We start from the raw sequence: 26,113 nt of genomic DNA on the forward strand, positions 1-26,113 counted from the left end.
CTGCATTATGCGACGGACCGCACCTGACGCTGTCAAGAACGCATTCAGGGGGGCGAGGCTGCCATGCGGGGACCGGGGCGCAGACGGCGCCAGACTGCGCGGGCGATCCACACCAGCAGACAGCCCACCGACACGCTCAGGATCACGACGACGGCCAGCGCCAGCCAGGGATGCAGCAGGGCCAGGGCCAGGCCGCCGGTGACCATGGCGTCTTCGGTCAGCGAGGCGGTCCAGTTGCTGACCGGTTCGGGCGAGGTGTTGAGCAGCGCGCGCGTTCCTGATTTCAGGACGTGGCTGGTGAGCGCCACGCCCGCGCCCGCCGCCAGCGCGCCAGTCCCCAACTGACCATCCGGTGACAGCGTGGCCGCGGCCAGGAAAGCGCCGGCCGGGACGCGGGCCAGGGTCTGCAGCAGGTCCCAGATCGAATCCACGCCGGGGATCTTGTCGGCGAAGAACTCCGTCAGCGCCAGGGCCCCGGACGTCCCCAGCACCCACCACGACTCGGTGGGCTGCAGGGCAGGGGGCAGATCCACCCAGCCCAGCAAGCCCGCCAGGCCGATGCCGAAGACGGTGAGATACACGCGAATGCCCGCCATCCAGGCCAGCAGGATCCCGATCACGAACAGGTGGGCTTCGGTCATGGCGCCAGATCCCCTAGACTTGGGTCGTGACGGGGGCGTGAATGCACAGGGGCCCGTCAGCTCGTCCCAAGTATAGGCCCCGCCGGGGTCGCGCCCGCGCGTGGGGTCTGGCCCGACCGGGCGCCCGATTCGTCCGTTTCACCTGCCTGCCGCCCATGAATTCCACCTTCCCGCAGTACCGCATCGTGACCGCGCAGCCCCGACGCTCGAACTGGCGTCGCAGCGCCGTGGTGCTGGCCTGGCTGCTATCGCTGCTGGTCACCGGCGCGGCGGTGTGGTGGTGGGCCGATGCGGGGTCCGCCGCCACCACCACCGCCACCGCCTCCGTGGCGGCACCGGCGCCCGCCGTGGGCGCGCCTTCCCGCCAGGTGCAGGCCGAGCTGGAGCGGCTGCGTCGCCAGGTCGCGCTGCTGGAGCAGTCCGATCGGATCAGCCGGGCCGCCAATCTGGACTTGCAGGACACCCTGGCCCAGCGCGAGACCCAGATCGCCGATCTGCGCAGCGACGTGGCCTTCTACGCGCGCTTGGTCGGACCGACCGCCGAGCGCAAGGGGCTGGGCGCGTTTTCCACGCGCTTTTCCGATCACGGCGATGGCGCCTTCGGCTATCGCGTGGTGCTGACCCAGACCCTCAACCGGGGTGCGATCAGCAGCGGCAAGATGCAGTTCAGCGTGGAAGGCACCCGCGAGGGCAGGCGCGAGGTGCTGGACTGGGCGCAGTTGCACCCCGGCCACGCGGCGAGCCCGCAGGCGTTTTCGTTCCGCTACTTCCAGGAGCTGAACGGCAACGTGGTATTGCCGGCCGGTTTCACCCCGCACCGGGTGCGGGTGTCCTTGTTGGTGCCCGAGCAGGCGCCGCTGCAGCGCGAATTCGACTGGACGACCGCCGACGCCTGAGCCGCAGGCGCGACCCACCCCGATCCCCGCTTGGAGATGTCATGTTGAAGAACAACAAGAAGAGCAGCTTTCACGATGGTCAGGCCGTGGACACCCTGATCGGTGCCCAGGTCGTGCTGCAAGGCGACCTGCAGTTCAGCGGCGGGCTGGTGGTGGAAGGCCGCATCCACGGGCGTGTCTTCGCTGCCCCGGGTCAGCCGGCCATGCTGACCCTGGCCGAGCAGGGCGTGATCGAAGGCCAGATCGATGTGCCGGTCGTGATCCTCAATGGGCGGGTCGAGGGCGACGTGCGCGCCGCCGAGCGGGTGGAGCTTGCGCCCAAGGCGCGGGTCAACGGCAACGTGCACTACAAAATCGTGGAAATGCGCGCGGGTGCCGTGCTCAGCGGCAACCTGGTTCATCTGCAGGACCAGGAGCAGGCGGCGCCCGGGGAGGAACGTCCCAATGCGTCGCCTTCGCTGGCGCTGGCCGCCAACGGCTGAACGCGGCCCGGCCCCTGCGCCGGGCATTCAGAACGCTCTCAAGCGGGGCTGGCTATGCTGCGGCCATGTCCCCGTCCGAACCCGCCGGTCCGCCGCCTAGCCCGGAAGGGCCGCACCTGCTACCGATCAGTCGCGGTGCCCGTGCGCTGGTGATCGGCCTGGGTGCTGCAATGCTGGTCGCGCTGGCCTTCGGCGCGTGGGGCGCGTGGATAGTGTTTTCACCGGCGGCCAGTGCCTTGCCCACGCCCGCCGAGTGGCGCGCCGCGCAGGCGCATGCCCGCGACTTGGAGCAGCAGGTCGCCACGCTGTCGCGCTCGGACCAGATCAGCCGCGAGGCCAACCGGGATCTGCAGGACACCCTGGGGGAGCGCGATGAGCAGATCGCCGGCCTACGTGCGGATGTGGCCTTCTACGAGCGCTTCGTCGGTTCGACCGCCCAGCGCCGCGGCCTGGCGGTCCATCAGCTGACCCTGGTGCCGCAGACCGACCAGGCCTGGCATTTCACCGCGACGCTGACCCAGAACCTCAACCGCGGTGCGGTCAATCGTGGGCGCCTGCAGCTGGTGGTCGAAGGGACCCACGACGGCAAGCTGGAAACATTGGATTGGCCACGCCTGCGCCAGCAGCCTGGTGCCGATGGCATGGCGTATTCGTTCAAGTACTTCCAGCAGCTCGAGGGCGAAGTGGTGCTGCCGCCCGCGTTTAAGCCGCTGCGCGTGACCGCACGGTTGCAGCCCGATGACGGTAGCCGTGTGGACCAGTCCTTCACCTGGACCGAGGCCACCGAGCCCGGACCGGCCGATGTGCCCGAGCCGACGGCCGTGGCGGGTTGAACTGGCCCTGCGCTGGCCCCATCCTGCACGCATGAGCACGCTTGTCTCCCTGCCGACCGCTGCACCGACGCCGGACTACCAGTCCCTGGACCGGCCGTTGAACTTCACCCATGCCGCCGCCGCCAAGGTGCGCGAGCTGATCGCCGAGGAAGGCAATGCCGACCTGGCCTTGCGCGTCTATATCGAAGGGGGCGGGTGTTCGGGCTTCCAGTACGGCTTCGAGTTCGACGAGAACCGGGCCGAGGACGACCTGGCGCTGCAGACCGATGAGGTGACCTTGTTGGTGGATCCGCTGAGCCTGCAGTATCTGATGGGCGCGGAGGTGGACTACACCGAAAGCCTGCACGGGGCGCAGTTCGTGATCCGCAATCCCAACGCCAAGACCACCTGCGGTTGCGGCAGCAGCTTCAGCGTCTGATGCCGGCGCAGACAGGCCGCCCGCCCCGTCCTTTCCCGATCGAGACCGGACCGTTGTCCGGTTTTTCGTTCGTGGCCGAGCCGCTGGACCGCGCCGACGCGCTGCGTGACGACGGCAAGGCCCTGGCCGCGCTGTGGCCGCAGGCCCGGGTGCTGGTGATCGACGCCGATGGCCAGTGCTTCGCCGACGGGCATGGCAACCTGTTGGCGCCGACCGGTGAAGAAATCGGAGGCGGCCCGGGTCAGGCGATCTTCCTGGGCCTGCGCGGCAAGGTCGGCTGGTTCGCGATCTCCGCCGACCTGATCGCGTTGGATGTCACCGGGCGCATGGAACTGCGCCAGGCCGCGGCCGAGTGGGCCCATGCCGATTCCACTGCCTTCGCCCAGGCCCGCGCGCTGCTGCACTGGCAGCGCCGCAATCGCTATTGCAGCGTCTGCGGTGGCCGGGTCGAGTTCCGCCGCGCCGGCTATACCGCGCGCTGCACCCAATGCCGGACCGAGCACTATCCGCGCGTCGATCCGGCGGTGATCGTGGCGGTCAGCGACGGGCGGCGCCTGCTGCTCGGGCGTCAGGCCGCCTGGCCCGCGGGGCGCTATTCGGTGGTGGCCGGCTTCGTCGAACCCGGCGAAAGCCTGGAGCAGACCGTTGCGCGCGAGGTCCTGGAGGAAACCCAGGTGCGGGTGCGCGCGGCACGCTACCTGGGCGCGCAGCCGTGGCCGTTTCCCGGGGCGTTGATGCTGGGCTTCGAGGCCGATGCCGAGCCCGACCCGCCGGTGGTGAACGATGAACTGGAGGATGCGCGCTGGTGCACGGTCGAGCAGATCGGCGCGGCGATGCGAGGCGAGGGCGAACTGCTGCTGTCCCCGCCGTTGTCCATCGCCCGCGCGCTGATCGAGCACTGGTATCGGAAGATGACCGCATGAGGGCGCCGTGCCGCGCCGTCGCGGGCCTGTCCTAAACTCGCCCGCGGAGGAACCGATCATGTCCAATACCCTGGTGGCCGTCGTGGTGGCGGTGCTGTTGGGCCAGTTCGCCCCGAACGCCGTGGCGGCATGGCGGCGTCACGACCTCTATGCGCGCTGGCTGATGTGGCTCGATGTCCACCTGCGCGCGCAGCCGCGCTGGGGCGGGGCCGCCGGGCTGGTGCTGGCCATGCTGCCCTGGCTGGCGATCGTCGCGCTGCTGCAGTGGTGGCTGCATGCGCCGCTGCTTGGCGTGCTGGGGTTTGTGTTTGGCATCGTGGTTCTGGTCTGGTCCTGGGGACCACGTGACCTGGATGCGGACGTCCGCGCCGTGCTGGATGCCGAGGACAGCGTCGAACAGCGCGTGGCGATCTCGCAGCTGTGGCCGGAACCCGGCGCTGCGCCGAGCGATCCAGGCCTGCTGGTCGAGGCGGTGTTCCGCAGCGCGCTGGCGCGCTGGTTTTCGGTGGTGTTCTGGTTTCTGGTCCTTGGCCCGTTCGGCGCGGTGCTGTACCGCCTGTGCGCGATCTCGGCCACCGGGGTGACGGCGCAATCGCTTCCCCCTGGACATCGGGCCGCGGCCCAGCGCCTGTTGCTGATGATGGAGTGGCCGGTTGCCCAGCTGATGACGCTGTCGATGGCGCTGATGAGCCATTTCGATGCCGTCTACGCGGCCTGGCGCGCGGCCGACGGTGCGCGGCTGCAGCTGCAGACCGGCTTTCTTGGCGCGGCGGCGCGAGCCAGCGTCCGCGCCGAATTGGCGGACGAAGCGCGCGACTACCTGGACGATGGTATTCCGCAACCGCCCCTGCGCGAGATGCCGGAGCTGCGCGATGCGATGAGCCTGGTGTGGCGCATCCTGCTGCTGTGGTTGGCGCTGATGGCGCTGTTCGTCATCGCCGGCTGGGTGAGCTGACCCGCGGAACGGCCACACCTGTCAGCGAACGTCGGGTGCCCGTAGCAACTGTCTTCCTCACTCCCCCGCCGGCAGCACGCTCCAGGCGTCGCGTGCACGCGCATTGAGGATCACCAGCATCTTGCGCATGACCGCCACGATGGCCACCTTGGCCGCTTTGCCGCGAGCACGCAGGGATTGGTAGAACTGGCGTAGACGCGGCTCGTAGCGCAAAGCCGACAGGGCCGACATGTACAGGGCCTGGCGGATGTCAGCGCGGCCACCCCAGATGCTGCGGGTGCCGCGCAGGGTGCCGCTGTCGCGTGCCAGTGGCGCCACCCCGACCAGCTTGGCAATCGCCTTGCCATCGAGCCTGCCCAGTTCAGGAAGCTCGCTGGCCAGGACCGCCAACAACACCGGCCCCACGCCCTTGAGCGTCTGGATCGCCTCCAGTTGTGGCTGCTGGCGCACCTGTTGGGCAATCTGCTGATCCAGAAAGGCCTTGCTCTTGGTGAGTTGGAGGACATTGGCCTGCAACGCACCGCGTAGCTGGCGGTCCTTGACCCAACCCAGCTGTTGTTCGGCGCTGACCAGCATCTGGACGACCTGACGACGGCTCTGCACATACTCGGCCAGCCGACGCTGCCATGGATGCGCCGGCTGATAAAGCGGCAGATCAAGGACCTGGGCGATCTGAGCCAGCACGGCCGCATCCAACCGATCGGTCTTGGCCAGTTGTCCGGTGGCCCGGGCAAAGTCACGGACCTGGCGCGCGTTAGCCCGCACCACCGGCAGGCCTGCTGCATGCAGGGCATCGAGCACCTGCTGCTCATAGCCGCCGGTGGGCTCCAACACCACCCGGCGCACGGCCAGGGGCTTGAGCCAAGCGGCCAGTTTGCGATGACCGGCGACGGTGTTGTCGAACTGCCGCCAAGGGCCATGGTAGACGGCCACCTCCAAGGTGGCCTTGCTCACATCGATCCCGATCCCGTGCATGGCGCATCTCCGTTAGGCTGGAAGGGTCGAGCACTCCCCCGCTTGCCCAGTCTTATCCATCCGAGTGTCGGCTCGGGCAACTGTTCGGGCGGATCAAGGGAGCTTCCGGCGTGGGCACCAGGCTACAAAGCGATCGTCAGATCCAGAGCGGAGACGGTGGCCCACGCCGGCGCTCGACACCTAACCTGACAGATCCACAGCAGATAAGAGCGGAGCTTGCTCCGCTGCCCTCCGGTCAGGTGGTCGGGAAGGCCCTAGCGGAGCGAGCTCCGCTCTACGGTCTGCGCTGGGTGGCTAGCGTCAACGGCGTGTCGCGGGGTGTGCAGAACACCGGTTGAGCTCCGGCGCTGCATGAGATCGGTTGCCGCCGCTCCTGTTGTAGAGCGGAGCTTGCTCCGCTGCCTTCCGGCTAGGTGGTCGGAAAAGCCCCAGCGGAGCGAGCTCCGCTCTACAGGTCGTCGTGCGTTGCGTGAGTTGCGGCGTTTTCAGGGCCGACATTCCGGCATGACACAGACACAAAGAAGCCGCCCGAAGGCGGCTTCTTTAATGCAGCATCACCCATGCCTCAATTGAGCTCGGACGGGTCCGGGCCGCGGCGCTTGCCGGCGTCCAGGCTGGCGATGGCGGCCATGTCCTCCAGGCTCAGCTTGAAGTCGAACACGTCGATGTTCTCCTGCAGGCGCGCCGGATTGACCGACTTGGGGAACACGACGTTGCCCAGCTGGATGTGCCAGCGCAGGATCACCTGGGCGGCGCTCTTGCTGTGGCGGTCGGCGATGTCCTTGAGGATCGGGTTGTCCAGCAATTCGCCGCCCTGGGCGAGCGGGCTCCAGGCTTCGGTCAGGATGCCGTGGGTCTGGCCGTAGTCGCGCAGCGCAGCCTGCTGCAGCAGCGGGTGCAGCTCGATCTGGTTGACCACCGGCAGCACGCCGGTCTGTGCGGCCAGGTGCTCGATATCCTCGACGCGGAAGTTGGACACGCCGATCGACTTGACCTTGCCAGCATCGCGCGCGGCGATCATCGCCTTCCAGCTGTCCACGAACTTGCCATTGGCCGGGCACGGCCAGTGGATCAGGTAGAGGTCGACATAGTCCAGCTTGAGCTTGGCCAGGCTGGTGTCCAGCGCCTTGAGCGTGCTGTCGTAGCCCTGGTCCTCATTCCACAGCTTGGTGGTGATGAACAGCTCATCGCGCTTGAGCGAGGACTCGGCGATGGCCTGGCCGACGCCTTCCTCGTTCTTGTAGATGGCGGCGGTGTCGATGTGGCGGTAGCCCAGCTTGAACGCCTCGCCGACCACGCGCGCGGTCTCGTCGGCAGGCGTCTGCCACACGCCCAGGCCGAACTGCGGGATGGTGCGGCCGTCGAGCATTTCAAGGGAAGGGACGGATGACATGGCATGGCCTCGCAAGACAGTGAAAACAGACCCGCTAGTCTAGGGCCGGTTCTGTTTGCGTCATGCCAATGTCCGTGCGCGCGAACGCAACACGGCGTGCCGCCGGGTCAACACCGCCGCGCGAAGGGGCGGGCGGTGTCGGGGTTCAGCCGTCCAGTTCGCTCCAGCGGGCGTAGGCGGTTTCCAGTTCGGCGTGGAGGCCGGCCAGGGCCTCGTTTTCGGCCACGATGGTGGCGCTGTCCTGCTGGAAGAACGCCGGCTGGGCCATCGCCTCGGTGCGCGCGGCGATGGCCGCTTCCAGCCGCTCGATCTGGCCCGGCAGCTGTTCCAGCTCGCGCTGGTCCTTGAAGCTGAGTTTCTTCTTTGGTGCGGCCGGCGCCTGCGCCGCCGCCGCGTTGGCCGCGACCACCTGTTCGGTCACGCTGCGGTCGGTCTGCCTGGCGTTGCTGTCGAAGCCGGCCTTGCCGCGCGGGCGCTGGCGCAGCCAGTCGTTGTAGCCGCCCACGTAATCGCCGACGCGCCCTTCGCCTTCCAGCACCAGGGTGCTGGTGACCACGTTGTCTATGAAGTCGCGGTCGTGGCTGACCAGCAGCAGGGTGCCGGTGTAGTCGGCCAGCAGCTCTTCGAGCAGCTCCAGGGTCTCCACGTCCAGGTCGTTGGTCGGTTCGTCCATGACCAGCAGGTTGGAAGGCTGGGCGAACAGCTTGGCCAGCAGCAGGCGGTTGCGCTCGCCGCCGGACAGGCGGGTGATCGGCGCGCGGGCGCGTTCGGGCGAGAACAGGAAATCCTGCAGGTAGCCGATGATGTGCTTGCGCGCGCCGTTGATCTCGACGAAGTCGGTGCCCTGGGCGACGTTCTCCAGCGCGTTGCGGGTCTCGTCCAGCTGGCTGCGGTGTTGGTCGAAGTAGGCGATCTGCAGGTTGGTGCCCAGCTCCACTTCGCCCTGCTGGGGGACCAGTTCGCCCAGCAGGATCTTCAGCAAGGTCGACTTGCCCGAGCCGTTGGGGCCGATGATGCCGACCCGATCGCCGCGCATGATGTTGACCGAGACGTCGTCCAGCAGCACGCGCCCGGCATACGCTTGGGTGATGTGCTCGGCGCTGATGACCTTCTTGCCGGAGGACTGGGCGTTGGCCGTCTCCATGCGCACGTTGCCGGTCAACTCGCGGCGCTTGGCGCGCTCGTTGCGCATGGCCTTGAGCGCGGTCACGCGGCCTTCGTTGCGGGTGCGGCGGGCCTTGATGCCCTGGCGGATCCACACTTCTTCCTGGGCCAGCAGCTTGTCGAAGCGCGCGTTCTCCTGCGCCTCGGCATGCAGGCGCTCCTCGCGCCGGCGCAGGTAGTTGTCGTAGTCGCCCGGCCAGCTGGTGACCTGGCCGCGGTCGATCTCGACGATGCGCGTGGCCAGATTGCGCAGGAAGCTGCGGTCATGGGTGACGAAGATCAGGCTGCCCTCGAAGGACTTGAGAAAGCCTTCCAGCCAGTCGATGGCCTCGATGTCCAGGTGGTTGGTCGGTTCGTCCAGCAGCAGGATGTCCGGTGCGCGCACCAGGGCCTGGGCCAGCAGCACCCGGCGCTTCATGCCGCCGGACAGGCCGGCGAAATCCGATTCCCCATCGAGTTCCAGCCGGTCCAGGGTGGCCTGCACGCGACGGTCCAGGTCCCAGGCGTTGTTGTCCTCGATCAGGGTCTGGGCGCGGCCCATGGCCTCCATGTCCCCGGCGTGCAGGGCGTGGTGGTAGTCGGCCAGCATCTGGCCCAGCGCGCCCAGGCCTTCGGCGACCACGTCGAAGATGCTGCCTGCCGTGTCCGGGGGCACTTCCTGGGCCATGCGCGCGACCACGGTGCCGGATTGCAGGCGCACCTCGCCATCGTCGGCGTGCAGTTCGCCGGCGATGAGCTTCATCAGGGTGGACTTGCCGGCGCCGTTGCGCCCGACGATGCACACGCGCTCGTTGGATTCGATGGACAGCTCGACGTGTTCGAGCAGCAGCGGGCCGCCGACGCTGTAGTCGACGCGGGAAAGTTGCAGGAGGGACATGCGACCATTGTAGCCGGCCCCCACTGTCCCAGCGCCCAGCCTCCATGCCCCCCTTCGCGGATGCCTCGCCATTGCTGGACCGTTGGGCCCTGGCGGCCCTGATCGCCTGTGCGTTGGCGTTCCCGGCGCTGTATCTGGGGCTGTACCTGCGGGACAACGCCGCGCCGGAAGTGCGGCTGGAGGGGGCCACGGTCGCGGTGCCACCGGCCTTCCTGCACGCCACCGAAGCCTGTCGCCTAGGGCCGGAGGCGGTCTTGGTGCGCGGCTGGGTCGTGCACAAGGGGCGCGGTTGGCCGCTGACCCACAGCCGGGTGGTCATGCGCCTGGCCGAAGGGCGGGTGGTGGCATTGAAGACGGCCTGGCTTGAGCGCCCGGACCTGACAGACGCGGTCCACGCGCGCACCGGCGATACGGTGAACTATCACGCGCCGGGGTTCGCCGCCTCGCTCGACCTGGCAACCGCGGGCGTCCAGGCACAGGGCGCGCAGCTGTTCGTCGACTGGCGCGAAGGTGGCGATCGCGTGCTGCTGCCGCTGGCCTGTCCGGTGCCCGCACGATGACCCAGGCAGGCGTGCGCTGGCCGGCGTGGGGACTGGCCTGGGTGCTGGTGTCGGTGGCCTGCATCCACCTGTTCGGCGTGGGCGACGCTCCCATCGCCGACGACCGTTACTTCGCCACCATGCTGTCGCAGTACACGCTGCAGGACTATCTGGTGCATCGCTATCACACCTGGACCGGCCGCCTGCCGATCGAGGCCGTGCTGGTGGTGCTGGTCCACCACACCTGGGTGTGGCGCGTGCTCAACGCACTGATGGTGTTGCTGTTGTGCCATGCGATGGGGCGGCTGGCGCGCGTCGGCACCGGGCTGTCGCAGGACGGTGCGATGACGCTGGCGTTCGCGCTGTTCGTGTCGATGACCCCGCAGATCACCTTCGAGGCGGCCTGGTGGCTGACCGGCTCGCTCAACTACCTGTGGCCGGTCGCGCTGGGACTGTGGTCGCTGGTGCCGCTGGTCGACCGCACCCCCTGCGGCTGGCCGCAGCGCCTGGGCTGCTGCCTGTCGGCCATGCTGGCGGCGTATTGCGACCAGCTGGCCCTGGTCCTGGTGCCGCTGACGCTGGGCCTGTTCGTCTGGCGGATGCGCCAGGGGCGCTGGAATGGCTGGGACCTGGCGCAGGTGCTGCTGTTGTGCGCCAACGCGGCCTTCGCCCTGAGCGCGCCGGGCAACGCGGTGCGCTATCTGCAGGAACAGGGAATGCGCTTTCCCAACTTCGCCGACCAGGATGTCTGGGACAAGCTGCGCATCGGGCTGGGCTTGATCGGGCGGGCCTTCGCCGACCCGCGCAACTATCTGGCGACGGTGATGGAGGTGCTGGCCTTGGTGCTGCTGTGGGGCAGCCCCCTGGCGCGTGGCCTGCGCGTGGTGCTGGCGGTGGTTCTGCTCATCGCCCTGGCGCAGGTGCTGCTGTGGCTGCCAGGCGTGCCGGGCCAGCCGCTGTACGCCCTGCTGCCGGCCAGGCTGGATGGCGAGGCGACATGGCAGCTGTCCCGCTATCTGCGCAGCGCCTGGGCGGCGGGGAGCGTGGGCGCACTGGTGGTGGCCTGTGCCGTCGCGTTCTGGCCGCGTCCGCGCCAAGCGGCACGGATGGGAGGCGTGTTGCTATTGGGGCTGGCCTCGCTGGGCATGATGGGGTTCTCGCCGACGGCGTATCTGTCGGGCATGCGCATCGCCTTCCTGTGCGCGGTGGCTTTCGCCCTGGTCGGGATCCGCCTGTTGGTGCGCGTTCCCCAGGTCCATGGGGCACGCGCCGGCCAGGTCGTGGTGGTCCTGCTGCTGGCCTGGGCCAGCTGGCGCGTCGGGCAGACGGCGTTCTACTGAGGGGCTATACGGCTTGGTTTACTGGAACGCGTAGCGCACCACGTGGAAGAACACCGGCGCGGCGAAGACCACCGAATCCAACCGGTCCAGCGCGCCGCCGTGGCCTTCGATCATCGTGCCCCAGTCCTTGGCGCCCAGGCTGCGCTTGGTGGCCGATAGCGCCAGCCCGCCCAGGAATCCGCACAGCACGATGAGCAGCGACAGCAGCGCCGACTGCAGCGGGGTGAACGGGGTGACCCACCACAGCGCGGCGCCGATCGCCGCGGCCGACAGGCCACCACCGACCAGGCCCTCGACCGTCTTGGAGGGGCTGACCTTCGGCGCCAGCAGGCGCTTGCCGAACAGCTTGCCGAACACGTACTGCAGCACGTCGGACAGCTGTACCACCAGCAGCAGGTAGAACAGCAACAGCAGGTTCTGCCCTTCGTAGCCGGGGATGTGCAGCAACATCAGGGCCGGCGCGTGGCTCAGGCAGTACACGCACAGCATCAGCCCCCACTGCACCTTGGTGTTGCGCTCCAGGAAGTTCTCGGTCTCGCCCTGCAGGGCGGTCACCGCCGGCAGCAGCAGGAAGCCATAGACCGGGATGCAGATGACGAACAGCCCGTACCAGCCGATCCCGATCAACCAGTACTGCAGCGGTACGGCCACGTAAAAGCACAGGCACAGCGCCAGGTGGTCGCCACGCCGGGTGGGGGTCAAAGTAAAGAACTCGCGCAGCGCGAAGCACGACAGCAGCGCGTACAGCACCAGGGTGGCGACCTTGCCGATCAGGAAGCACACCAGCAGCACCGCGACCATCACCCACCAGGCGTTGATGCGCGCGTTGAGGTTGTCCACCACCGTGCCGGGCCTGCGTCGGCCCAGTACCCAGCCGATGGCCGAGGCCACCAGCAGCAGGGCCATCACGCCGCCGATCATCCCCCAGAACCGGGGCGGCGCCTGGGCAATCGCGGCGCTGAGGAATCCATTGAAGGGCAGGGCGTCCATGGGCAGCATCATCCTCGCGCGGGTCAGGCCTGCGGAGCGAGCGCCTGCACGGCCTCGCGGGCACGCGTCAGGAAGGCGGCCTTATCTTCGCCCGGCTCCAGGCGCAGCGCCGGGCCGAAGCGCACGGTGCAGATCAGGGGCACCGGCAGCAGGCTGCCCTTGGGCAGGCTGCGGCGTGCATTGTCCAGGTGCACGGCGACCAGCTCGACCTCGGGATAGCGATAGGCCAGGTGGTAGAGCCCGGACTTGAACGGCAGCAGGTCGCGCTCCAGATTGCGCGTGCCTTCGGGGAACAGGATCAGCGAGTCGCCGGCCTCGATCGCGTCGTACAGCGGCTGCAGAGGATCGGTGTCTTGGTCCTGGCGGCGGCGGTCGATCAGCACCACGTTCAACCCGGGCCCGGCGATCAGGCCCCGGAGCCCGCCGCCGCCCCAGTAGTCGCGCGCGGCCACCGGGCGGGTGCGGCGGCGCAGCGGCGGTGGCAGCGCCGACCACAGCGCCAGCGTATCCAGGTGACTGCCGTGGTTGGCGAAATAGACCCGCTGGCTCGGGACCGGATGGCTGCCGATCCAGCGGGGCGAGGCGCCGATCAGCGCCTTGCCGATCGCCACCAGCAATCGGTCGATCACGCCGACCCGCGCGCGCGCATGGCGCGGGCGATGGCCGCGCTGCGGGTGAGGCAGGTGGCTGCGGCGCCAGCAGCGATCACAACCGCGGCCACCAGCAGCGTCCAGCGCGTGCCATGCAGCCAGATCTCCAGCGCGCCGATCACGCACCCGGCGGTCAGCACGGCCATGCGGTGCGGCTTGGCCATGGGACCACGAAAGTCCTGGGCCAGGCCCAGCGCGCCGCCGGAGACGCGCACATAGGCGGTCAGGACTGCCAGCACGGCGCACAGCCAGCCCAGCCAGGGACGGCCGCAGGCATGGCCCAGCGCGACCAGCAGCAGGGTATCGGCGACGCGATCGGGGAACTCGTTGTAGAGCGGGCCGGTGGCCGTTCCGCGTCCGCCTTCCACCGCGACCATGCCATCGAGCAGGTTGCACACCAGGCGCAGCTGGATGCACACCGCCGCCAACAGCAGGCCCGGCGGGATGGCCACCCAGGCCAGCATCGCCGCGCCCATGGCGGCAAATACGATGCTCAGCAGGGAGATCTGGTTGGGGGTGATCGAAGACGCGGCCAGGGCCATGCTCAGGCGCCTGGCCCATCCGGTGTTGCGCGCGGCGATCGGCCGGCGGGTGTCGTCCTGACGCATGGCGCCGATGGTAATCCATGGCGGCACGCGGAAAACAAAGGGGCCGGCATGTGCCGGCCCCGTCGCAGCTGCCTGGTCGATCGCGATCAGGCGGCGTGGTGGCGCTGCTGGGCGAAGGTCCGGGCCTTCTTCTTGCCGGTGGGCCCGCTGACGGCCGGCGTGGTCGAGGCGCGCACCGCCTCCAGGAACTCCTGGCCCCAGCGATCCACGTCGTAGTACTCGACGATGTCGTAGAGCTGGCGCAGGCGGTCACCGGCCTCATCGTCGGGCATCTGCAGGGCCTGGGACAGCGCGGCGGTCAGGTCGGCCTGGTCGTGCGGGTTGGTCAGCACCGCGCCCTTGAGCTCGGCGGCCGCGCCGGCGAACTCGCTCAGCACCAGGATGCCGTTGCCGCCTTCGATGCCCTGGGTCGCCACGAACTCCTTGCCGACCAGGTTCAGGCCGTCGCGCAGCGGGGTGATCCACATGACCTGGGCGGCCGCGTAATGCGCCACCACCTCCGCAAACGGGAAGGCCTGGGCAAAGAAGCGCACCGGCGTCCAGTCCAACTGGGCGAAGCGGCCGTTGATGCGGCCCACGGCCTGCTCGATCTGGTTCTGCAGCTGGCGGTAGACGGTCATTTCCTTGGCCGCCGGCACGCAGATCATCAACAAGGTGACCTTGTTGTACAGGTGGGGATGCGACTCGAGCAGTCGCTCGAAGGCTTCCAGCTTGGCCAGGGTGCCCTTGGTGTAGTCCAGGCGCTCGACCGACAGCACCAGCTTGCGGGCGCCGATCTCGCGACGCAGCTTGTAGATGTTGTTGCGCACATCCGGATTGGACAGCACGTCCTTGATCCGGCGCAGGTCGGTGCCGACCGGATGCGCGCCCAATGCCACCTCGCGTCCGGCCACGCGCAGGCGGGTGGTCATCGTGTCCAGGCCCACCGCGCAGCCGTAGGTGAGGAAGCGCGGCGCGCAGCTTTCGCTGCGCAGCCGTTCGACCGGGGCCACGCCGCGCACCACGTCCACGAAATTCTCCACCTGGCGCGGGATGTGGAAGCCCACGTAGTCGCACGACAGCAGGCTGCCGATGATCTCCTTGCGCCAGGGCACCACGTTGAACACGTCGGCCGAGGGGAAGTAGGTGTGGTGGAAGAAGGCGATCTTCACGTCCGGGCGCATCTCGCGCAGGTAGGCCGGCACCATCCACAGGTTGTAATCGTGGATCCAAATGGTCGCGCCCTCGGCCGCCTCGGCGGCGGTGGCCTCGGCGAACTTGCGGTTGACCTTGAGGAACACCTGCCAGTCGTCCTCGCGGAACTTGGCGCGTTCCCAGAACACGTGCAGCATCGGCCAGAACGCTTCCTTGCTGAAGCGCTTGTAGAAGATGTCCACCTCCTGCTTGCTCAGCGGGACGCGCGCGGCCGTCAGGTTGGGATATTTCTCATCGACCGTGGTGTGGGTCTGGAACGGTCCACGCTTGGGGTCGTCGATGCTCCAGGCCACCCACGAGCCGGTCTGCCCGCCCTGGAAGAACCCCAGCAGCGAGGGAATGATGCCGTTGGGCGACTTTGGCTGGCGGCGCACCACCTCGCCATCTTCGAAGAACTCCTCGTAGGGCAGGCGGTGGTAGACCATCAGCAGCTCGGCCTTGCCGGTCGGCGCGGTGCGCGAGACCGGCAGGTAGGGGTCGTCCTTGGCCAGCAGCTTGAAATGGTTGATCGCCTCCAGGATGCCGCCGCAGCCGGGCTGCTCGGCGTGCAGCACATCGCTGAGCGAGCCGGTGGCCTCGATCAGCGCCGGCTCCGAGTCGCCCACGCAGACACCGCGGAAGCCGGCCATGTACATCGACAGGTCGTTGAGGGTGTCGCCGGCCACCAGGACCTTGTCGCGGGGCAGCTTGAGCTGCTTGGACAAGGCCTTGAGCGTGCGGCCCTTGTCGGTGTCCGGCGGCAGGATGTCCAGGTAGCGGTCGGCCGAGTACAGCACCGAGCAGCCCAGCTGGCCCACGGCTTCCTCGATCTGCGGGCGCAGCTGGGTCAGCGTTTCGGGATCGCAGAAGTACGAGCAGCGACGCTCCTGCGGCACGTCCTGGCGGACCAGGGCGGGGAAGGCGCGCATGGCCTGGGCCACGGTCTGTTCGCCCGGCCAGCGTCCGTCGATCTTGGACTGCAGGGGCTGCAGCGGCAGCAGGCTGTGCCCGTCGACCACGGTCGCGCCAACGTCGCAGACCACGTAGTCGGGGCGGGGGATGGCCGGGTCGGTCAGTAGCGGCATGACCGCTTCCAGCCCGCGGCCGGTGATGAAGATCAGGCAGATCTCGGGGTGTTGATCGACCAGCCGGTAGAGGCGGTGGCGCTGGTCGGGGCTGCCCGCCAGGAAGGTGCCATCCAGGTCGGTGGCCAGGATCAGTTTCGGCTCGGGCCGGGCCTGGGTGGAGCGGGGTGAGGTGTTGCGTGCGTTGGCGGTCAATTCACTCAATGGAAGTCCTCTTTATGAAGGCGAAGGGGTTTCGGTCTCGGGCATGAGTTCCAGGGCGGAAGGGGTGGTGCGCAGCATCGGGCGGAAGGGCGCCTCGAAGGCACGGTGGCGGGCAAAGCGCAGGCGGGCCAGCAGGTAGGCCGCCAAAGCCAGCAGCATCACCGCGAAGTACATCGGTAAGGCCTGCGGGCCGAAGCGCTGCATGGCGCCGCCAGCCAGGGCCGGGCCGATGGCCGAGCCGACGCCGTTGACCAGCAGCAGGCTCGAGCAGCCCGACAGCAGGTGCTCGCGTGGCAGGTAGTCCAGCATGTGGGCCACGGCGAACGGATACATCGAAAACGCCAGACCGCCGAACAGGAAGTACAAGCCGAACAGCCAGCGGTGCTCGTGTTGGACGCCCGGCAGCAGCATGCACAGGGCCACGCCGGCCGCGGCCAGCGCGACCAGTGCCAACGCCGCGCGGCGGTCGCGGCCATTGCTGATCCGGCCCAGCGGTACCTGCAGCAGGGCGCCGCCGACGATGGCGGCCAGCATGAACATCGCCACCCCGCGCGTATCCAGGCCCACGCGCCCGGCATACACCGGCGACAGGCCCCAGAAGGCGCCCATCGCCAGGCCGGACAGGGCCGCGCCGACCGTGGCCGCCGGCGCCAGCGCATAGAGCTGGCGCATGGTGAAGCGCGACATCTGCGGAATCTGCGGCTGCTCGGCCCGGGTGGCGCTGACCGACATCACTGCCGCGCAGACCAGGATGGCCGCCACGGTGAACAGCGTGGCGTGGGCCATGCCGCCCCAGCCGAACAGCACCTGCCCCAGGGCCAGCGCGGACAGGTTGATCATCATGTACAGCGAAAACACCCGGCCTCGGCGGCTGGCATCGGGCTCGGCGTTGAACCAGCTCTCGATGGTGGTGTACAGGCCGACCAGCGCGATGCCGGTGATCAGCCGCAGCACCCCCCAGGTCCAGGCATGGACCCAGACTGGATGCAGCAGCACGGCGATGGCCGCCAGCGCGGCGAAGAAGGAAAACGCGCGGATGTGCCCGATCCGGCGGATCAGTGGCGGGCCGATGAAAGTGCCGAAAAAGAAGCCCGCGAAATAGCCGGACATCACCAGTCCCAGCGTGCGGTCGTCAAAACCGGCCTCGGTCCCGCGGACCGCCAGCAAGGTACCCAGCAGCCCGCTGCCCGTCAGCAACAGGGCAACGCCCAGCATGAGAGTCGTGAGCCGCAGCATCAGTGCGACCTGCTCGGGGAAAGGGTGCCGGTCACCGCTGAAATCATAACATATTGATTCATATTGAAAAAGTGGCGTGGCCGCCGCGTCGGCGGCGCCGCGCCCGGCGCCTTGCGCGTGCTCGCGTGCCGGCGGGATCGCCGCGCCTGCACTGTCCCCGGGGCTTGCCGTGGGGCAACGCGACCTAGACCATCATGCCCCTTGCCAGGATGAAAGCCCCGTCGTGAGCCCCGAACTTGTCTATCTGCTGCTGATCTTTGGCCTGCTGGTCATCCCGCGTTTCCTGCAGCAGTTCAAGCTGCCGGCGCCGCTGACCTGCCTGCTGTTCGGGGTGGCCGCGATGCTGGTCCTGGGCCGCAAGTCGCACGACGAGGTGGTGGCCCTGCTGGCCACGCTGGGCATCTCCTCGCTGTTCCTGTTCGCCGGGCTGGAGGTGGAACTCAAGGCGCTGCGCCGGGGGCTGTGGCCGCTGGTGATCCACCTGGTCATTCGCCTGCTCACCCTGCTGGCGGTGGGCTGGCTGGGCTGGCGCTACGCGCATCTGTCCTGGCAGGCGTCCGGACTGCTGGCCCTGGCGCTGCTGACCCCCTCCACGGGCTTCATCATCGACACCCTGGGGCGCCTGGGCCTGGACGAGAAAGAGCAGTTCTGGGTCACCAACAAGGCCATCGCCGGCGAATTGCTGGCCCTGGTCAGCCTGTTCGTGGTCCTGCAGGCGGCCAATCCGCCGCTGCAGATCGCCGGCTCCTCGCTGGCGCTGCTGGCCATGCTGCTCGGCCTGCCGCTGCTGTTCGTGGCCCTGGGGCGCTGGGTGCTGCCGCATTCGCCGGGATCGGAGTTCTCACTGCTGGTGATGGTGGGCGTGATCGCGGCCTACATCACCTATTCGCTGGGCGTGTACTACCTGGTCGGCGCCTTCATCACCGGCCTGGTCGCGCGTCTGCTGCGCCAGCGCATGCCCAAGCTGGCCTCCCACGACAACCTGCACGCGGTGCGCCTGTTCGCCAGCTTCTTCGTGCCGTTCTACTTCTTCAATGCCGGCACCAAGGTGCCGGCCGGCGCGCTGAGCCTGGAGGCGCTGGGGATCGGCCTAGCGCTGACGGCGGTGGTGCTGCCGCTGCGGGTCGGGGTGATCTGCGTGCAGCGCAAGCTGATGTTCGGCGAGGCGTTTTCCACCGGCCTGCGTGTGGGCACGGCGCTGGCGCCGACCCTGATCTTCACCCTGGTCCTGGCCGGCATCCTGCGCGATCGCTTTCATGTGTCCGACGCGCTGTTCGGCGGGTTGCTGCTGTACGCGGCGCTGACCACCCTGCTGCCCTCGCTGGTGTTCCGCACCCCGTTCGACGTCGATCCGGTGGAGAACGAGCCCGAGCACCTCGCTCCGGCGGCCGGCGGAGCGGCGTCGACCCTGATGGTGCCGGGGACCTCCGAATGGCACGCCAGCCGGGCCCCAGCCGGCGGCGTGGTCAATCCCCCGCCGCCGATGCCGAGCCCGGGGGCGCAGACCGCCAGGTCAGCGCCAGAGGTCGCCGACGACGGTCCGTTGCCTGAGGACAGCGGCCGCACCGACCGTACCGCTTGATTCGGCGGCCCGCAGGCCCCACCGTTGCGACCTCTCGCGTTTGCCTGACCACTTCACTGCCATGCCGATCTACGCCTTCCAATGCACCACCTGCGGCCACAGCTTCGACCGTTTGCAGAAGCTCTCCGATGCCGACCCGGATACCTGCCCCAGCTGTGGGGCGCCCACGGTGAAGCGGCAGGTCACCGCGCCGTCGTTTCGGCTGGCCGGGGGGGGCTGGTACGAGACCGACTTCAAGAAGGACGGCGACAAGAAGCGCAACCTGGTCGAAGGAAACAGTGGTGGCAGTTCGACGCCGGCTGCCGCCACACCGGCCGCCAGTTCACCGGCGCCGAGTTCCGGTGGTTCTTCGGGCAGCAGTGACTGAATTGGCCGCGGCCGCCAGAAAGCCGGGGCCTGTCTGACCTCTTGGCGAATATCGCCAAGGGGCCGGACGCTTGAAAGAGGCAACCGGTCGGCGCGCTTCCTGGCGGCTTCGCTGGGCCAGGGCCGCGCTCCGCGGCGCCAACGTGCGGCGGCCGGCATCGTCCGGGCGATGCCAGCCACGGCCTGCGTGGAAGGTGCGCTGGTGCAGAGTCGGTTTCCGGCTGGTGCGAAGGTCTTGGACCCTCGGTCCTCGGCCGAAGCCAACGCTCTGATGGGCAAGCCGTCGGATCACTCGTTTCGTGACAAGGAAGAGATTCCCCGGGGCCTGCCTGGCGTGGGTCGATCGGTCCGGTCGGCCGTGTGCACGAGGTGCAATCCAGTGATGGCGGCCTGCATGTCGTCCCGAGTGCTGCGGGTCATGGATTCCGTGGTTCGGTCGCCGACTCGGGCGCGCATTGGGTCATGGGGCTGATTCGCGCGCCTGGACATCGAACCGTTTGCCGGGCGGCTGGGGCGTATCGATCGTCCTGGTGCCGCTCGAAGCCCGGACGCCCCGGCTCACCGTGTGTGGCGAGCGCAGGATGGAGCGGTCGTGTTGACCGCAGGAGCCGTCGGGCGTGGTGTCCGCCGATGGCCGTGCAGAGCGTCGAGCCTGTGCACGCCCCACCCACAGGGCGAGCGCCATCCATCCCAATGCCAGCGGCAGCACCGCACCGACCAGGCCGCCCATCGCCATCCCCAGCCGACTCAGCGCGCCCTCGGTCTGCGCACCGACCACGTCGCCTGCGCGATAGACGAAGGTGTCGATGAGGGCCTTGGCCTTGTACTTGTCTTCACGGTCGACCACGGTGAACAGCGCCTCGCGCGCTGGCTGGGCAATACCACGCTGCACCGCCCGGGTCCCTGCTTCCAGCAGGACCAGGCCCAGGAAGGAGCCGTAGGTCGCCAGCCCGAGGAAGCCCAACGCGGTGGTCACGGGCAGGAGCGCCAGCGTGAGGCCCAGGCCGAAGCGTTTGATGATCCGGCTGGCCAGGGTGAGCTGCAGCATCAGCACCGCCACATGCGTCCACATGTCGATCTTGCCGAGGATCGCCGTCCTCATGTCCAAGTCGTCGGCGATCGCCTCGACCATTTGCAGCCGGGTGAAATACACGAACGTCGCTATCACCGCCGTCAGCAGGACGTAGCCAGCGACGCCGCACAGATAGGGGGAGCCGAGCACCGAGCGGATGCCGGCCCAGGCGCTGCCGCCGATGCGCCCGCGCTCGTCTGAACGTGACGGTGGCCCGACGCCGTCCTCGATCGCCCGGCCCGGCGCGATCCACTGCAGCAGCCAGGCAGCCAGCATGCCCAGCAGCAGAAAGCCACTGGCGACCGGCAGCAGGCTGGACGTGCCCAGCGATGCGGCCAACACCGACGTGAGCCAGGGGCCGAAGATCGCGCCGAGCGTGCCGCCCACCGAGACCAGGGCGAAGAAGCGCTTGCCCTGATCGCTGGTGAAGTGGTCGGCCAGCAATGCCCAGAACACCATCGTCGCAAACAGGTTGAACACGTTGAACCAGACGTAGAACACCTGGCTGCTCACCGCTGCCACGCCTCCCGGCGCAAATGTCATCAGGCCCCAGAATCCCAACAGGCTCAGCGCCAGGAAGCCGTAAGTGGCGCCGATGACCTGCGACCGCTTCAGGCGACCGACCACCCATCCGAACAGCGGATTCATCGCCAGCGTCACCACCGCCGTCACGGCGATGAGCGAGCGCACGCTTTCGATCCCGTGTTCCAGGCCCAGCGCGTCGCGCGCCGGTCGCAACAGCATCAATGCCGTCAGTACGAAGAACAGGCACAGCGCGGCGGTCAGCACCTGTCCCCCTTCTCCGCGGCGGAGGTTGAACATGGCCTGCCACGGGCGTGAGCGACGCGAGGCTGTCGACATTTCGGTTCGGCTCATGGGGCCTCCCGGCCACAGTCGCGTCCGGGAGGCGGGCAGGGGAGCGCTTGGGTGAAGTGGCGATCAACGGCGCAGCGCGGGGAAGCGCACGCCGGTGATTTCTTCTGAGACCGCCCACAACTGAGCCGACGCTGCCGAGTCCTTGACGGCGGCGGGGACTGTCGCAAGGCCGAGCGGGCCGCGGATCTCGCGGTCACCGATCGGGCCGTAGTAGGCGCCACCTTGCGCCTCGGGCGCAGTGGCGGCGTACAGCGTGGGCACGGCGCCCTGGGCCGCGGTCTGGAGGTGCTCGCGCATGGCGGACCACTGACGACCCTGGGCGCTGTCCAGGCCCGGGCCGCGCGCAACCAGCTCGGTCACCGCGACACCGGGATGAGCGGCGACGCTGCGGATGCCCCAGCCAGCCGCGTCGCTACGTCGTTGCAGTTCGAATGCGAACATCAGACAGGCCAGCTTTGACTGGGCATAGGCGACCATCGGTACATAAGCCTGCGTGGACTGCAGGTCATCGAAATGGATGCCGCCCTGGTGGACGGCGATGCTGGACAGCGTGACCACGCGGGGAGCATCACTTTTGCGCAGCAGCGGCAGCAACTCGGCGGTCAGCACGAAATGGCCAAGGTAGTTGGTGGCAAACTGCAGCTCGAAGCCGTCAACGGAGGTGCCGCGTTCCGGCGGCGCCATGATCGCGGCGTTATTGATCAGGCCATCCAACCTGGGCAACGTGGTGCCAAGACGCCCGGCCAGGGACCGAACCGAAGACAGGTCGGCGAGATCGACGTGCTCGAACTGGACCTGGGCCTCGGGGACCGCCTGCCTGATCTGATCGATCGCCTGCTGGCCGCGTTGGGGGTTGCGTGCGGCGATGATCACCTGTGCGCCCGCGGCTGCCAGCGCCTTGGCGTCCTCGAAGCCCATGCCGCTGGTGCCTCCGGTGATCAGGACGATGCGACCGGCCTGGGAGGGCATGTCGGCCAAGCTCCAGTCGGATTTGGGTGGGGTCTGCGCCAGCGCGGTACCTGAAGAGAGCGCGTAGCCCAGCAGCACGCCAAAGGCGGCCAAGTGGCTGCGCCATCCGGAACGCGTTGCGCGCGTGTCGTTCGTTTGCGGTAAGTGGATCATTGGTCGGTCCTCACGGTTGGTAGGAGATGGATGCATTGAAGGAGGGGTGACATGGTTGGTGGTCTGTGTCGCGTTGGCAGCTGACGATCCGCGGCTCGGCCCTGATGTCGGTCCTGGCCAGCCAGGGGGCGGGGACGGAGCCTGCTTGGCGCCGGGCATGTCTCGGGAGGGCGTCCGCGGGATCGCGCGCATCAAGATCGAGGCTTCCTCAGAAGCGCCTGCTCAGGCCCAGGACCACGCGCCCGATCCCGTTGTTGCGATGGCGGCCAGCTCCATCGTGGTCCGACTCCAGCAGTGGGCTGTCGCTGATCTCGCTGGGCAGGAACTGGTACTCGACTGCCCCGAGCAGCTGCCATTGCGTCGATCCGATCGCATGCGTCGTCATCAGGCCGATCTTCGGAACAACCGCTGATCCAGGCGAATACGCGGTGACGCCGCGCGCAACCTCTTCGTCCAGGATTCCGAAGTAATAGCCCGCCAGATCCGAGGACATCCGGCTGGCGCCCACGTTGGCCGTGAGCGTGGCGCCGTCGAACAGCCAGGTGTATCGGTAGTCGAGGGAAATCTCGTAACCGTCGCTGGTATCGGTGATGTCATGGACGGCCTCAAGCGAGATCGCCCCCCACGTCGAGCCGAAGGTCGCGCGGAGGCCAGCGTCCAGACCATCGTGGCGATCGCTCAGCAGGCTGGCGTCCACGCCGTTGGCCAGAAGCTCCGAACGCCCCAGGTCGTGGATGTCGAAGCCGTCCATCCGGGCGGACAAGATCGCGTCGAACGTGAAACGACGGGATTGGTACAGGTGCACGCCGCCGGACGTCCCGCGGAAGAAAACGCGCGTTCCGTCATAGCTGACCAGCGGAAACGGCCGGACGCGTGATCCCTCGCCCGCATAGGGGCTGTCGATGACGGCCACGCCGGCGCCGACCGACCAGTTCCCCGAGGGTGCAGGCAGCGCTTGGGCAAACGCGGTGGCCGGAAGAGCGAGAAGTGCGAGCTTCACGAGCGCGCGTGAGGTCATGTTCATGCAGTGGTTCCTTTGGGCAAGGGTCGGAATCCCGACGGTCAGAGTTCGAATGGCCTGGGCCGCCTCGGTCGCACGGAGCGGGGCGTGGTGCGGGCCATGAGGGGGACGGGGGTGTCGCCGGCGGGGTTTGCAGGCACAGGCGCGGTGCTTTCAGGCGCTGGCGCCGCCACGCGTCGCAGTTGAGCGCGGCCGAGCCAGAGACCGAGGGCCGCCCACACCAGCGCCAGCGGAACGACCACGCCGACCAGCCCACCGACGGCCAGACCCAGCCGTCCCAGAACGCCTTCGGTCTGCGCGCCGACCACGTCGCCGGTGCGGTACATGAACGTGTCGACGAAGGCCTTGGCCTTGTACTTCTCTTCGCGGCTGACGACGGTAAACAGCGCTTCGCGCGCAGGTCGGGTGATGCCGCGCTGGACCGAACGGTTGGCTGCCTCGAGCAGGATCAGCACAGCGAATGAGCCGTAGATCGCCAGCCCGATGAAACCGAGCGCGGTGACGATCGGCAGGATCGCCAGCGCTATGCCGAGACCGAAGCGCTGAATGATCTTCCCCGTCAAGGTGAGCTGGAGACCCAGCACCGCGATCTGCGTCCACATGTCGATGTTGCCCAGGATCGCCGCGCGCGCATCCATGCTGTCCGACACCGCCGCGACCATTTGCAGGCGGGTGAAATAGATCACCGTCGCGACCACGGTCATCAGCAGGACGTAGCTGGCGATGCCGGTGAGATAGCGCGACTGGAACACCGCGCGCAGGCCCGCCCAGGCGCTGCCGCCGATGCGCTCGACTTCGCGGGGGAGTCCACCCGCCGCGACGGTGACATCCGGTCCGGTGCGGTCGGGCGCATGGCGCACGAGCCACCAGGCCGCTGCAACGGCGAGCAGTAGGAAGCCGCCGGCAACCAGGAGCAGACTCGGGGTGCCCAGTGGCTGTGCCAGTTGCGAGGTGAGCCAGGGACCGAAGATTGCGCCGAGCGTGCCGCCCACCGAGATCAGGGCGAAGAAGCGCTTGCCCTGGTCGCTGGTGAAGCGGTCGGCCAGCAACGCCCAGAACACCATGGTGACGAACAGATTGAATACGCTGAACCAGACGTAGAACACCTGTCCGCTGCGCTGGCCCACCGCTTCTGGTGCGAACGTCAGGAGCGCCCAGAAGCCCACCAGGCTCAGCACGAAGAATCCATAGGTCACGCCGATGAACTGCAGCCGCTTCAGTCGGCTGACCAACCAGCCGAACTGCGGATTCACCGCCAGCGTGACCGCCGCTGTGCCGAGGAACAGCCAGCGGATGCTCTCGATTCCGCGTTCCATGCCCAATGCGTCGCGCGCCGGTCGCAACAACATCAGCGCGGTCAGCACGCAGAAGAAGAACAACGTCGCGATCACGACCGGGCCGATCTCCTCGCGTCGAAGGTTGAACAGGTGATGCAGCAGGCGGGGACGTCGCCGCGCCGAGGTCAAGGTCTGATTCATGGGAGAAGGTCCTGATTCGGAGAAAAGCCGCGTTGCGGCATTAGTCGGCAGCGCGCGAGGGGTAGGGCGTGCCGCTGAGTTGTTCGCTGACGCGCCACAAGCGCGTGCTTGTCCGGGCATCCGTCGCGGCCTCGGGCACGCGTGCGAAACCCAGCGGTCCGCGCATTTCCATGACGCCGGTTGGTCCGTAGTAGCTTCCGCCGCGCGCATCGGGCGCGGTAGCGGCGTACAAGGTCGGCAGCGCGCCGCGCGCGGCCGGCTGCAGGATGAATCTCCCCAGGGTGCGGCGGACCACGCCGTTGTTGACCTGGAGGTTGGTGCGTGAAACCCCCGGATGGGATGCGATGCTCCGCAGGCCCCAGCCAGATGCATCGCTACGGCGCTGCAGTTCGAACGCGAACATCAGGCAGGCCAGCTTGGACTGTCGATAGGCATCGCCTGGGTCGTAGTCCTGCTCGAACTGGAGATCCTCGAAGTGAATCGCCGCGCCGCGGCGCGCGGCGATACTGGACAGGGTGACCACGCGCGGCGCGTCGGATTTGCGCAACAGCGGCAGCAACCTCTCGGTCAGGGCGAAGTGGCCGAGATAGTTGACGGCGAACTGCATCTCCAAGCCGTCCTTCGAGACCCCACGCTCCGGCGGCTCCATGATCCCCGCGTTGTTGATCAGCACATCGAGGCGGGGCAGCGTTGCATTGAGGCGCTCGGCCAGTGCGCGGCCGGAAGCCAGGTCGGCCAGGTCGAACTTCTCGTACTGCACCTGCGCGTTTGGCGCGTCTTGGCGGATGCTCGCGAGCACGTCTTCGCCCCGCTCCAGGCTGCTATGCGATGCGATCACGACACGCGCGCCAGCAGCGGCCAACGCCTTGGCGCTCTCGTAGCCAATGCCGCTGGTGCCGCCTGTGACCAGGACGATGCGCCCGTCCTGCGAGGGCATGTCGGCCAGGCCCCAATCCGGCTTGGGTTGCCCCTGGGCGATCGGGCTGCCCCCTGCGCACGCAGACAAGAGCAATGTGCCCACTGCGGCGATGTAGGCTCGCCACCTGGAAAGCGTTTTGTGCGCGGTCCCTTCGACGCCTGCGCCCGTGATGTGGGGACGTCGGGAACCGAATGCGGCGACTTCGCCGTGGCGCTTGTTCCGTTGCTTGCCGAACGGAATGGAGGGAATCACGTGCATGGGCGTTGGCGGCTGAAGAGTGGGGATGCCGCAGTGT

Annotated in this window: 23 protein-coding genes and 1 pseudogene; 10 read left to right on the forward strand and 14 right to left on the reverse strand. The window is 68.2% G+C overall.

From position 1 onward, the window contains the following. Nucleotides 1–44: 44 nt before the first annotated feature. Nucleotides 45–641: a DUF4126 domain-containing protein gene (locus PJ250_RS11475; RefSeq protein ID WP_271644686.1), complete on the reverse strand. Its 597-nt coding sequence runs from the start codon at nucleotides 639–641 to the stop codon at nucleotides 45–47. 155 nt (nucleotides 642–796) lie between these two features. Between PJ250_RS11475 and PJ250_RS11480 the strand changes: the two genes are divergently transcribed. The 6 genes and pseudogenes from PJ250_RS11480 (at nucleotide 797) to PJ250_RS11505 (ending at nucleotide 5,148) form a co-directional block, all read left to right on the forward strand. Then, nucleotides 797–1,537 (forward strand): DUF6776 family protein, encoded by a 741-nt coding sequence (locus PJ250_RS11480; protein WP_271644687.1) that lies wholly within the window; start codon nucleotides 797–799, stop codon nucleotides 1,535–1,537. 41 nt (nucleotides 1,538–1,578) lie between these two features. Then, nucleotides 1,579–1,938 (forward strand): annotated as a pseudogene (locus PJ250_RS11485) (polymer-forming cytoskeletal protein); the annotation flags it as partial. A gap of 146 nt (nucleotides 1,939–2,084) precedes the next feature. Continuing rightward, a complete protein-coding gene (locus tag PJ250_RS11490; protein WP_271644688.1) occupies nucleotides 2,085–2,852 on the forward strand; it encodes a DUF6776 family protein in 768 nt (255 codons plus the stop codon). Nucleotides 2,853–2,883: 31 nt separating this feature from the next. After that, the gene (gene erpA, locus PJ250_RS11495; protein ID WP_271644689.1) at nucleotides 2,884–3,270 is read left to right on the forward strand and encodes an iron-sulfur cluster insertion protein ErpA; all 387 of its coding nucleotides are present in this window, start codon (nucleotides 2,884–2,886) and stop codon (nucleotides 3,268–3,270) included. Beyond that, nucleotides 3,270–4,193 (forward strand): NAD(+) diphosphatase, encoded by a 924-nt coding sequence (gene nudC / locus PJ250_RS11500; RefSeq protein ID WP_271644690.1) that lies wholly within the window; start codon nucleotides 3,270–3,272, stop codon nucleotides 4,191–4,193. The genes erpA and nudC overlap by 1 nt, the downstream gene beginning before the upstream one ends. Nucleotides 4,194–4,251: 58 nt before the next feature. Beyond that, nucleotides 4,252–5,148, forward strand: coding sequence for a hypothetical protein (locus tag PJ250_RS11505; protein ID WP_271644691.1), 897 nt, complete (start codon nucleotides 4,252–4,254; stop codon nucleotides 5,146–5,148). A gap of 57 nt (nucleotides 5,149–5,205) precedes the next feature. On the opposite strand, the gene PJ250_RS11510 is transcribed toward PJ250_RS11505, so the two are convergent. The 3 genes from PJ250_RS11510 to PJ250_RS11520 form a co-directional block, all read right to left on the reverse strand. Continuing rightward, the gene (locus PJ250_RS11510) at nucleotides 5,206–6,123 is read right to left on the reverse strand and encodes an IS110 family RNA-guided transposase (RefSeq protein WP_271644615.1); all 918 of its coding nucleotides are present in this window, start codon (nucleotides 6,121–6,123) and stop codon (nucleotides 5,206–5,208) included. A 565-nt stretch (nucleotides 6,124–6,688) separates the two neighbouring features. Then, on the reverse strand, nucleotides 6,689–7,516 hold the full coding sequence (locus PJ250_RS11515; RefSeq protein WP_271644692.1) for an aldo/keto reductase: 828 nt from the start codon (nucleotides 7,514–7,516) through the stop codon (nucleotides 6,689–6,691). 145 nt (nucleotides 7,517–7,661) lie between these two features. After that, complete coding sequence (locus PJ250_RS11520; RefSeq protein ID WP_271644693.1) at nucleotides 7,662–9,557, reverse strand: ATP-binding cassette domain-containing protein; 1,896 nt, start codon at nucleotides 9,555–9,557, stop codon at nucleotides 7,662–7,664. Nucleotides 9,558–9,601: 44 nt separating this feature from the next. On the opposite strand from PJ250_RS11520, the gene PJ250_RS11525 reads away from it, so the two are divergent. Together PJ250_RS11525 and PJ250_RS11530 are read left to right on the forward strand one after the other, a co-directional pair. Continuing rightward, nucleotides 9,602–10,117 (forward strand): hypothetical protein, encoded by a 516-nt coding sequence (locus tag PJ250_RS11525; protein ID WP_271644694.1) that lies wholly within the window; start codon nucleotides 9,602–9,604, stop codon nucleotides 10,115–10,117. After that, complete coding sequence (locus PJ250_RS11530; protein WP_271644695.1) at nucleotides 10,114–11,436, forward strand: DUF6056 family protein; 1,323 nt, start codon at nucleotides 10,114–10,116, stop codon at nucleotides 11,434–11,436. Before PJ250_RS11525 ends, PJ250_RS11530 begins: the two co-directional genes overlap by 4 nt. An 18-nt stretch (nucleotides 11,437–11,454) precedes the next feature. Here the strand turns inward: PJ250_RS11530 and PJ250_RS11535 are convergent, their stop codons facing one another. The 5 genes from PJ250_RS11535 to PJ250_RS11555 form a co-directional block, all read right to left on the reverse strand. Beyond that, the gene (locus PJ250_RS11535) at nucleotides 11,455–12,357 is read right to left on the reverse strand and encodes a phosphatidate cytidylyltransferase (protein ID WP_333909524.1); all 903 of its coding nucleotides are present in this window, start codon (nucleotides 12,355–12,357) and stop codon (nucleotides 11,455–11,457) included. 92 nt (nucleotides 12,358–12,449) lie between these two features. Next, nucleotides 12,450–13,055, reverse strand: a complete 606-nt coding sequence (locus tag PJ250_RS11540; RefSeq protein WP_271644697.1) for a lysophospholipid acyltransferase family protein — start codon at nucleotides 13,053–13,055, stop codon at nucleotides 12,450–12,452. Then, the gene (locus PJ250_RS11545; RefSeq protein ID WP_271644698.1) at nucleotides 13,052–13,684 is read right to left on the reverse strand and encodes a CDP-alcohol phosphatidyltransferase family protein; all 633 of its coding nucleotides are present in this window, start codon (nucleotides 13,682–13,684) and stop codon (nucleotides 13,052–13,054) included. The genes PJ250_RS11540 and PJ250_RS11545 overlap by 4 nt, the downstream gene beginning before the upstream one ends. Before the next feature lie 86 nt (nucleotides 13,685–13,770). Next, the gene (gene ggpS / locus PJ250_RS11550) at nucleotides 13,771–16,077 is read right to left on the reverse strand and encodes a glucosylglycerol-phosphate synthase (protein ID WP_333909525.1); all 2,307 of its coding nucleotides are present in this window, start codon (nucleotides 16,075–16,077) and stop codon (nucleotides 13,771–13,773) included. A gap of 81 nt (nucleotides 16,078–16,158) precedes the next feature. Next, a complete protein-coding gene (locus PJ250_RS11555) occupies nucleotides 16,159–17,382 on the reverse strand; it encodes an MFS transporter (RefSeq protein ID WP_271644700.1) in 1,224 nt (407 codons plus the stop codon). Between the two features lie 223 nt (nucleotides 17,383–17,605). Here PJ250_RS11555 and PJ250_RS11560 point away from each other — a divergent pair, with 223 nt between their 5' ends. Then, nucleotides 17,606–18,964 carry a cation:proton antiporter gene (locus PJ250_RS11560; protein WP_271644702.1) on the forward strand — a complete coding sequence of 453 codons (1,359 nt, stop codon included), beginning with the start codon at nucleotides 17,606–17,608 and terminating at the stop codon, nucleotides 18,962–18,964. Nucleotides 18,965–19,025: 61 nt separating this feature from the next. After that, on the forward strand, nucleotides 19,026–19,331 hold the full coding sequence (locus PJ250_RS11565) for an FmdB family zinc ribbon protein (RefSeq protein WP_271644703.1): 306 nt from the start codon (nucleotides 19,026–19,028) through the stop codon (nucleotides 19,329–19,331). 459 nt (nucleotides 19,332–19,790) lie between these two features. On the opposite strand, the gene PJ250_RS11570 is transcribed toward PJ250_RS11565, so the two are convergent. The 5 genes from PJ250_RS11570 to PJ250_RS11590 form a co-directional block, all read right to left on the reverse strand. Then, a complete protein-coding gene (locus PJ250_RS11570; protein WP_271644704.1) occupies nucleotides 19,791–21,278 on the reverse strand; it encodes an NTP/NDP exchange transporter in 1,488 nt (495 codons plus the stop codon). Nucleotides 21,279–21,341: 63 nt separating this feature from the next. Continuing rightward, nucleotides 21,342–22,340 (reverse strand): SDR family oxidoreductase, encoded by a 999-nt coding sequence (locus PJ250_RS11575; RefSeq protein WP_271644706.1) that lies wholly within the window; start codon nucleotides 22,338–22,340, stop codon nucleotides 21,342–21,344. A gap of 268 nt (nucleotides 22,341–22,608) precedes the next feature. Further along, entirely contained in the window at nucleotides 22,609–23,424 is an 816-nt protein-coding gene (locus tag PJ250_RS11580) for a MipA/OmpV family protein (protein ID WP_271644707.1), read from the reverse strand. 38 nt (nucleotides 23,425–23,462) lie between these two features. Then, nucleotides 23,463–24,899 carry an NTP/NDP exchange transporter gene (locus PJ250_RS11585; protein WP_271644708.1) on the reverse strand — a complete coding sequence of 479 codons (1,437 nt, stop codon included), beginning with the start codon at nucleotides 24,897–24,899 and terminating at the stop codon, nucleotides 23,463–23,465. Nucleotides 24,900–24,939: 40 nt separating this feature from the next. Beyond that, nucleotides 24,940–25,905, reverse strand: coding sequence for an oxidoreductase (locus tag PJ250_RS11590; RefSeq protein WP_271644709.1), 966 nt, complete (start codon nucleotides 25,903–25,905; stop codon nucleotides 24,940–24,942). Nucleotides 25,906–26,113 lie beyond the last annotated feature (208 nt).

The sequence above is a fragment of the Pseudoxanthomonas sp. JBR18 genome, from assembly GCF_028198165.1.
Taxonomy (GTDB): Bacteria; Pseudomonadota; Gammaproteobacteria; order Xanthomonadales; family Xanthomonadaceae; genus Pseudoxanthomonas_A.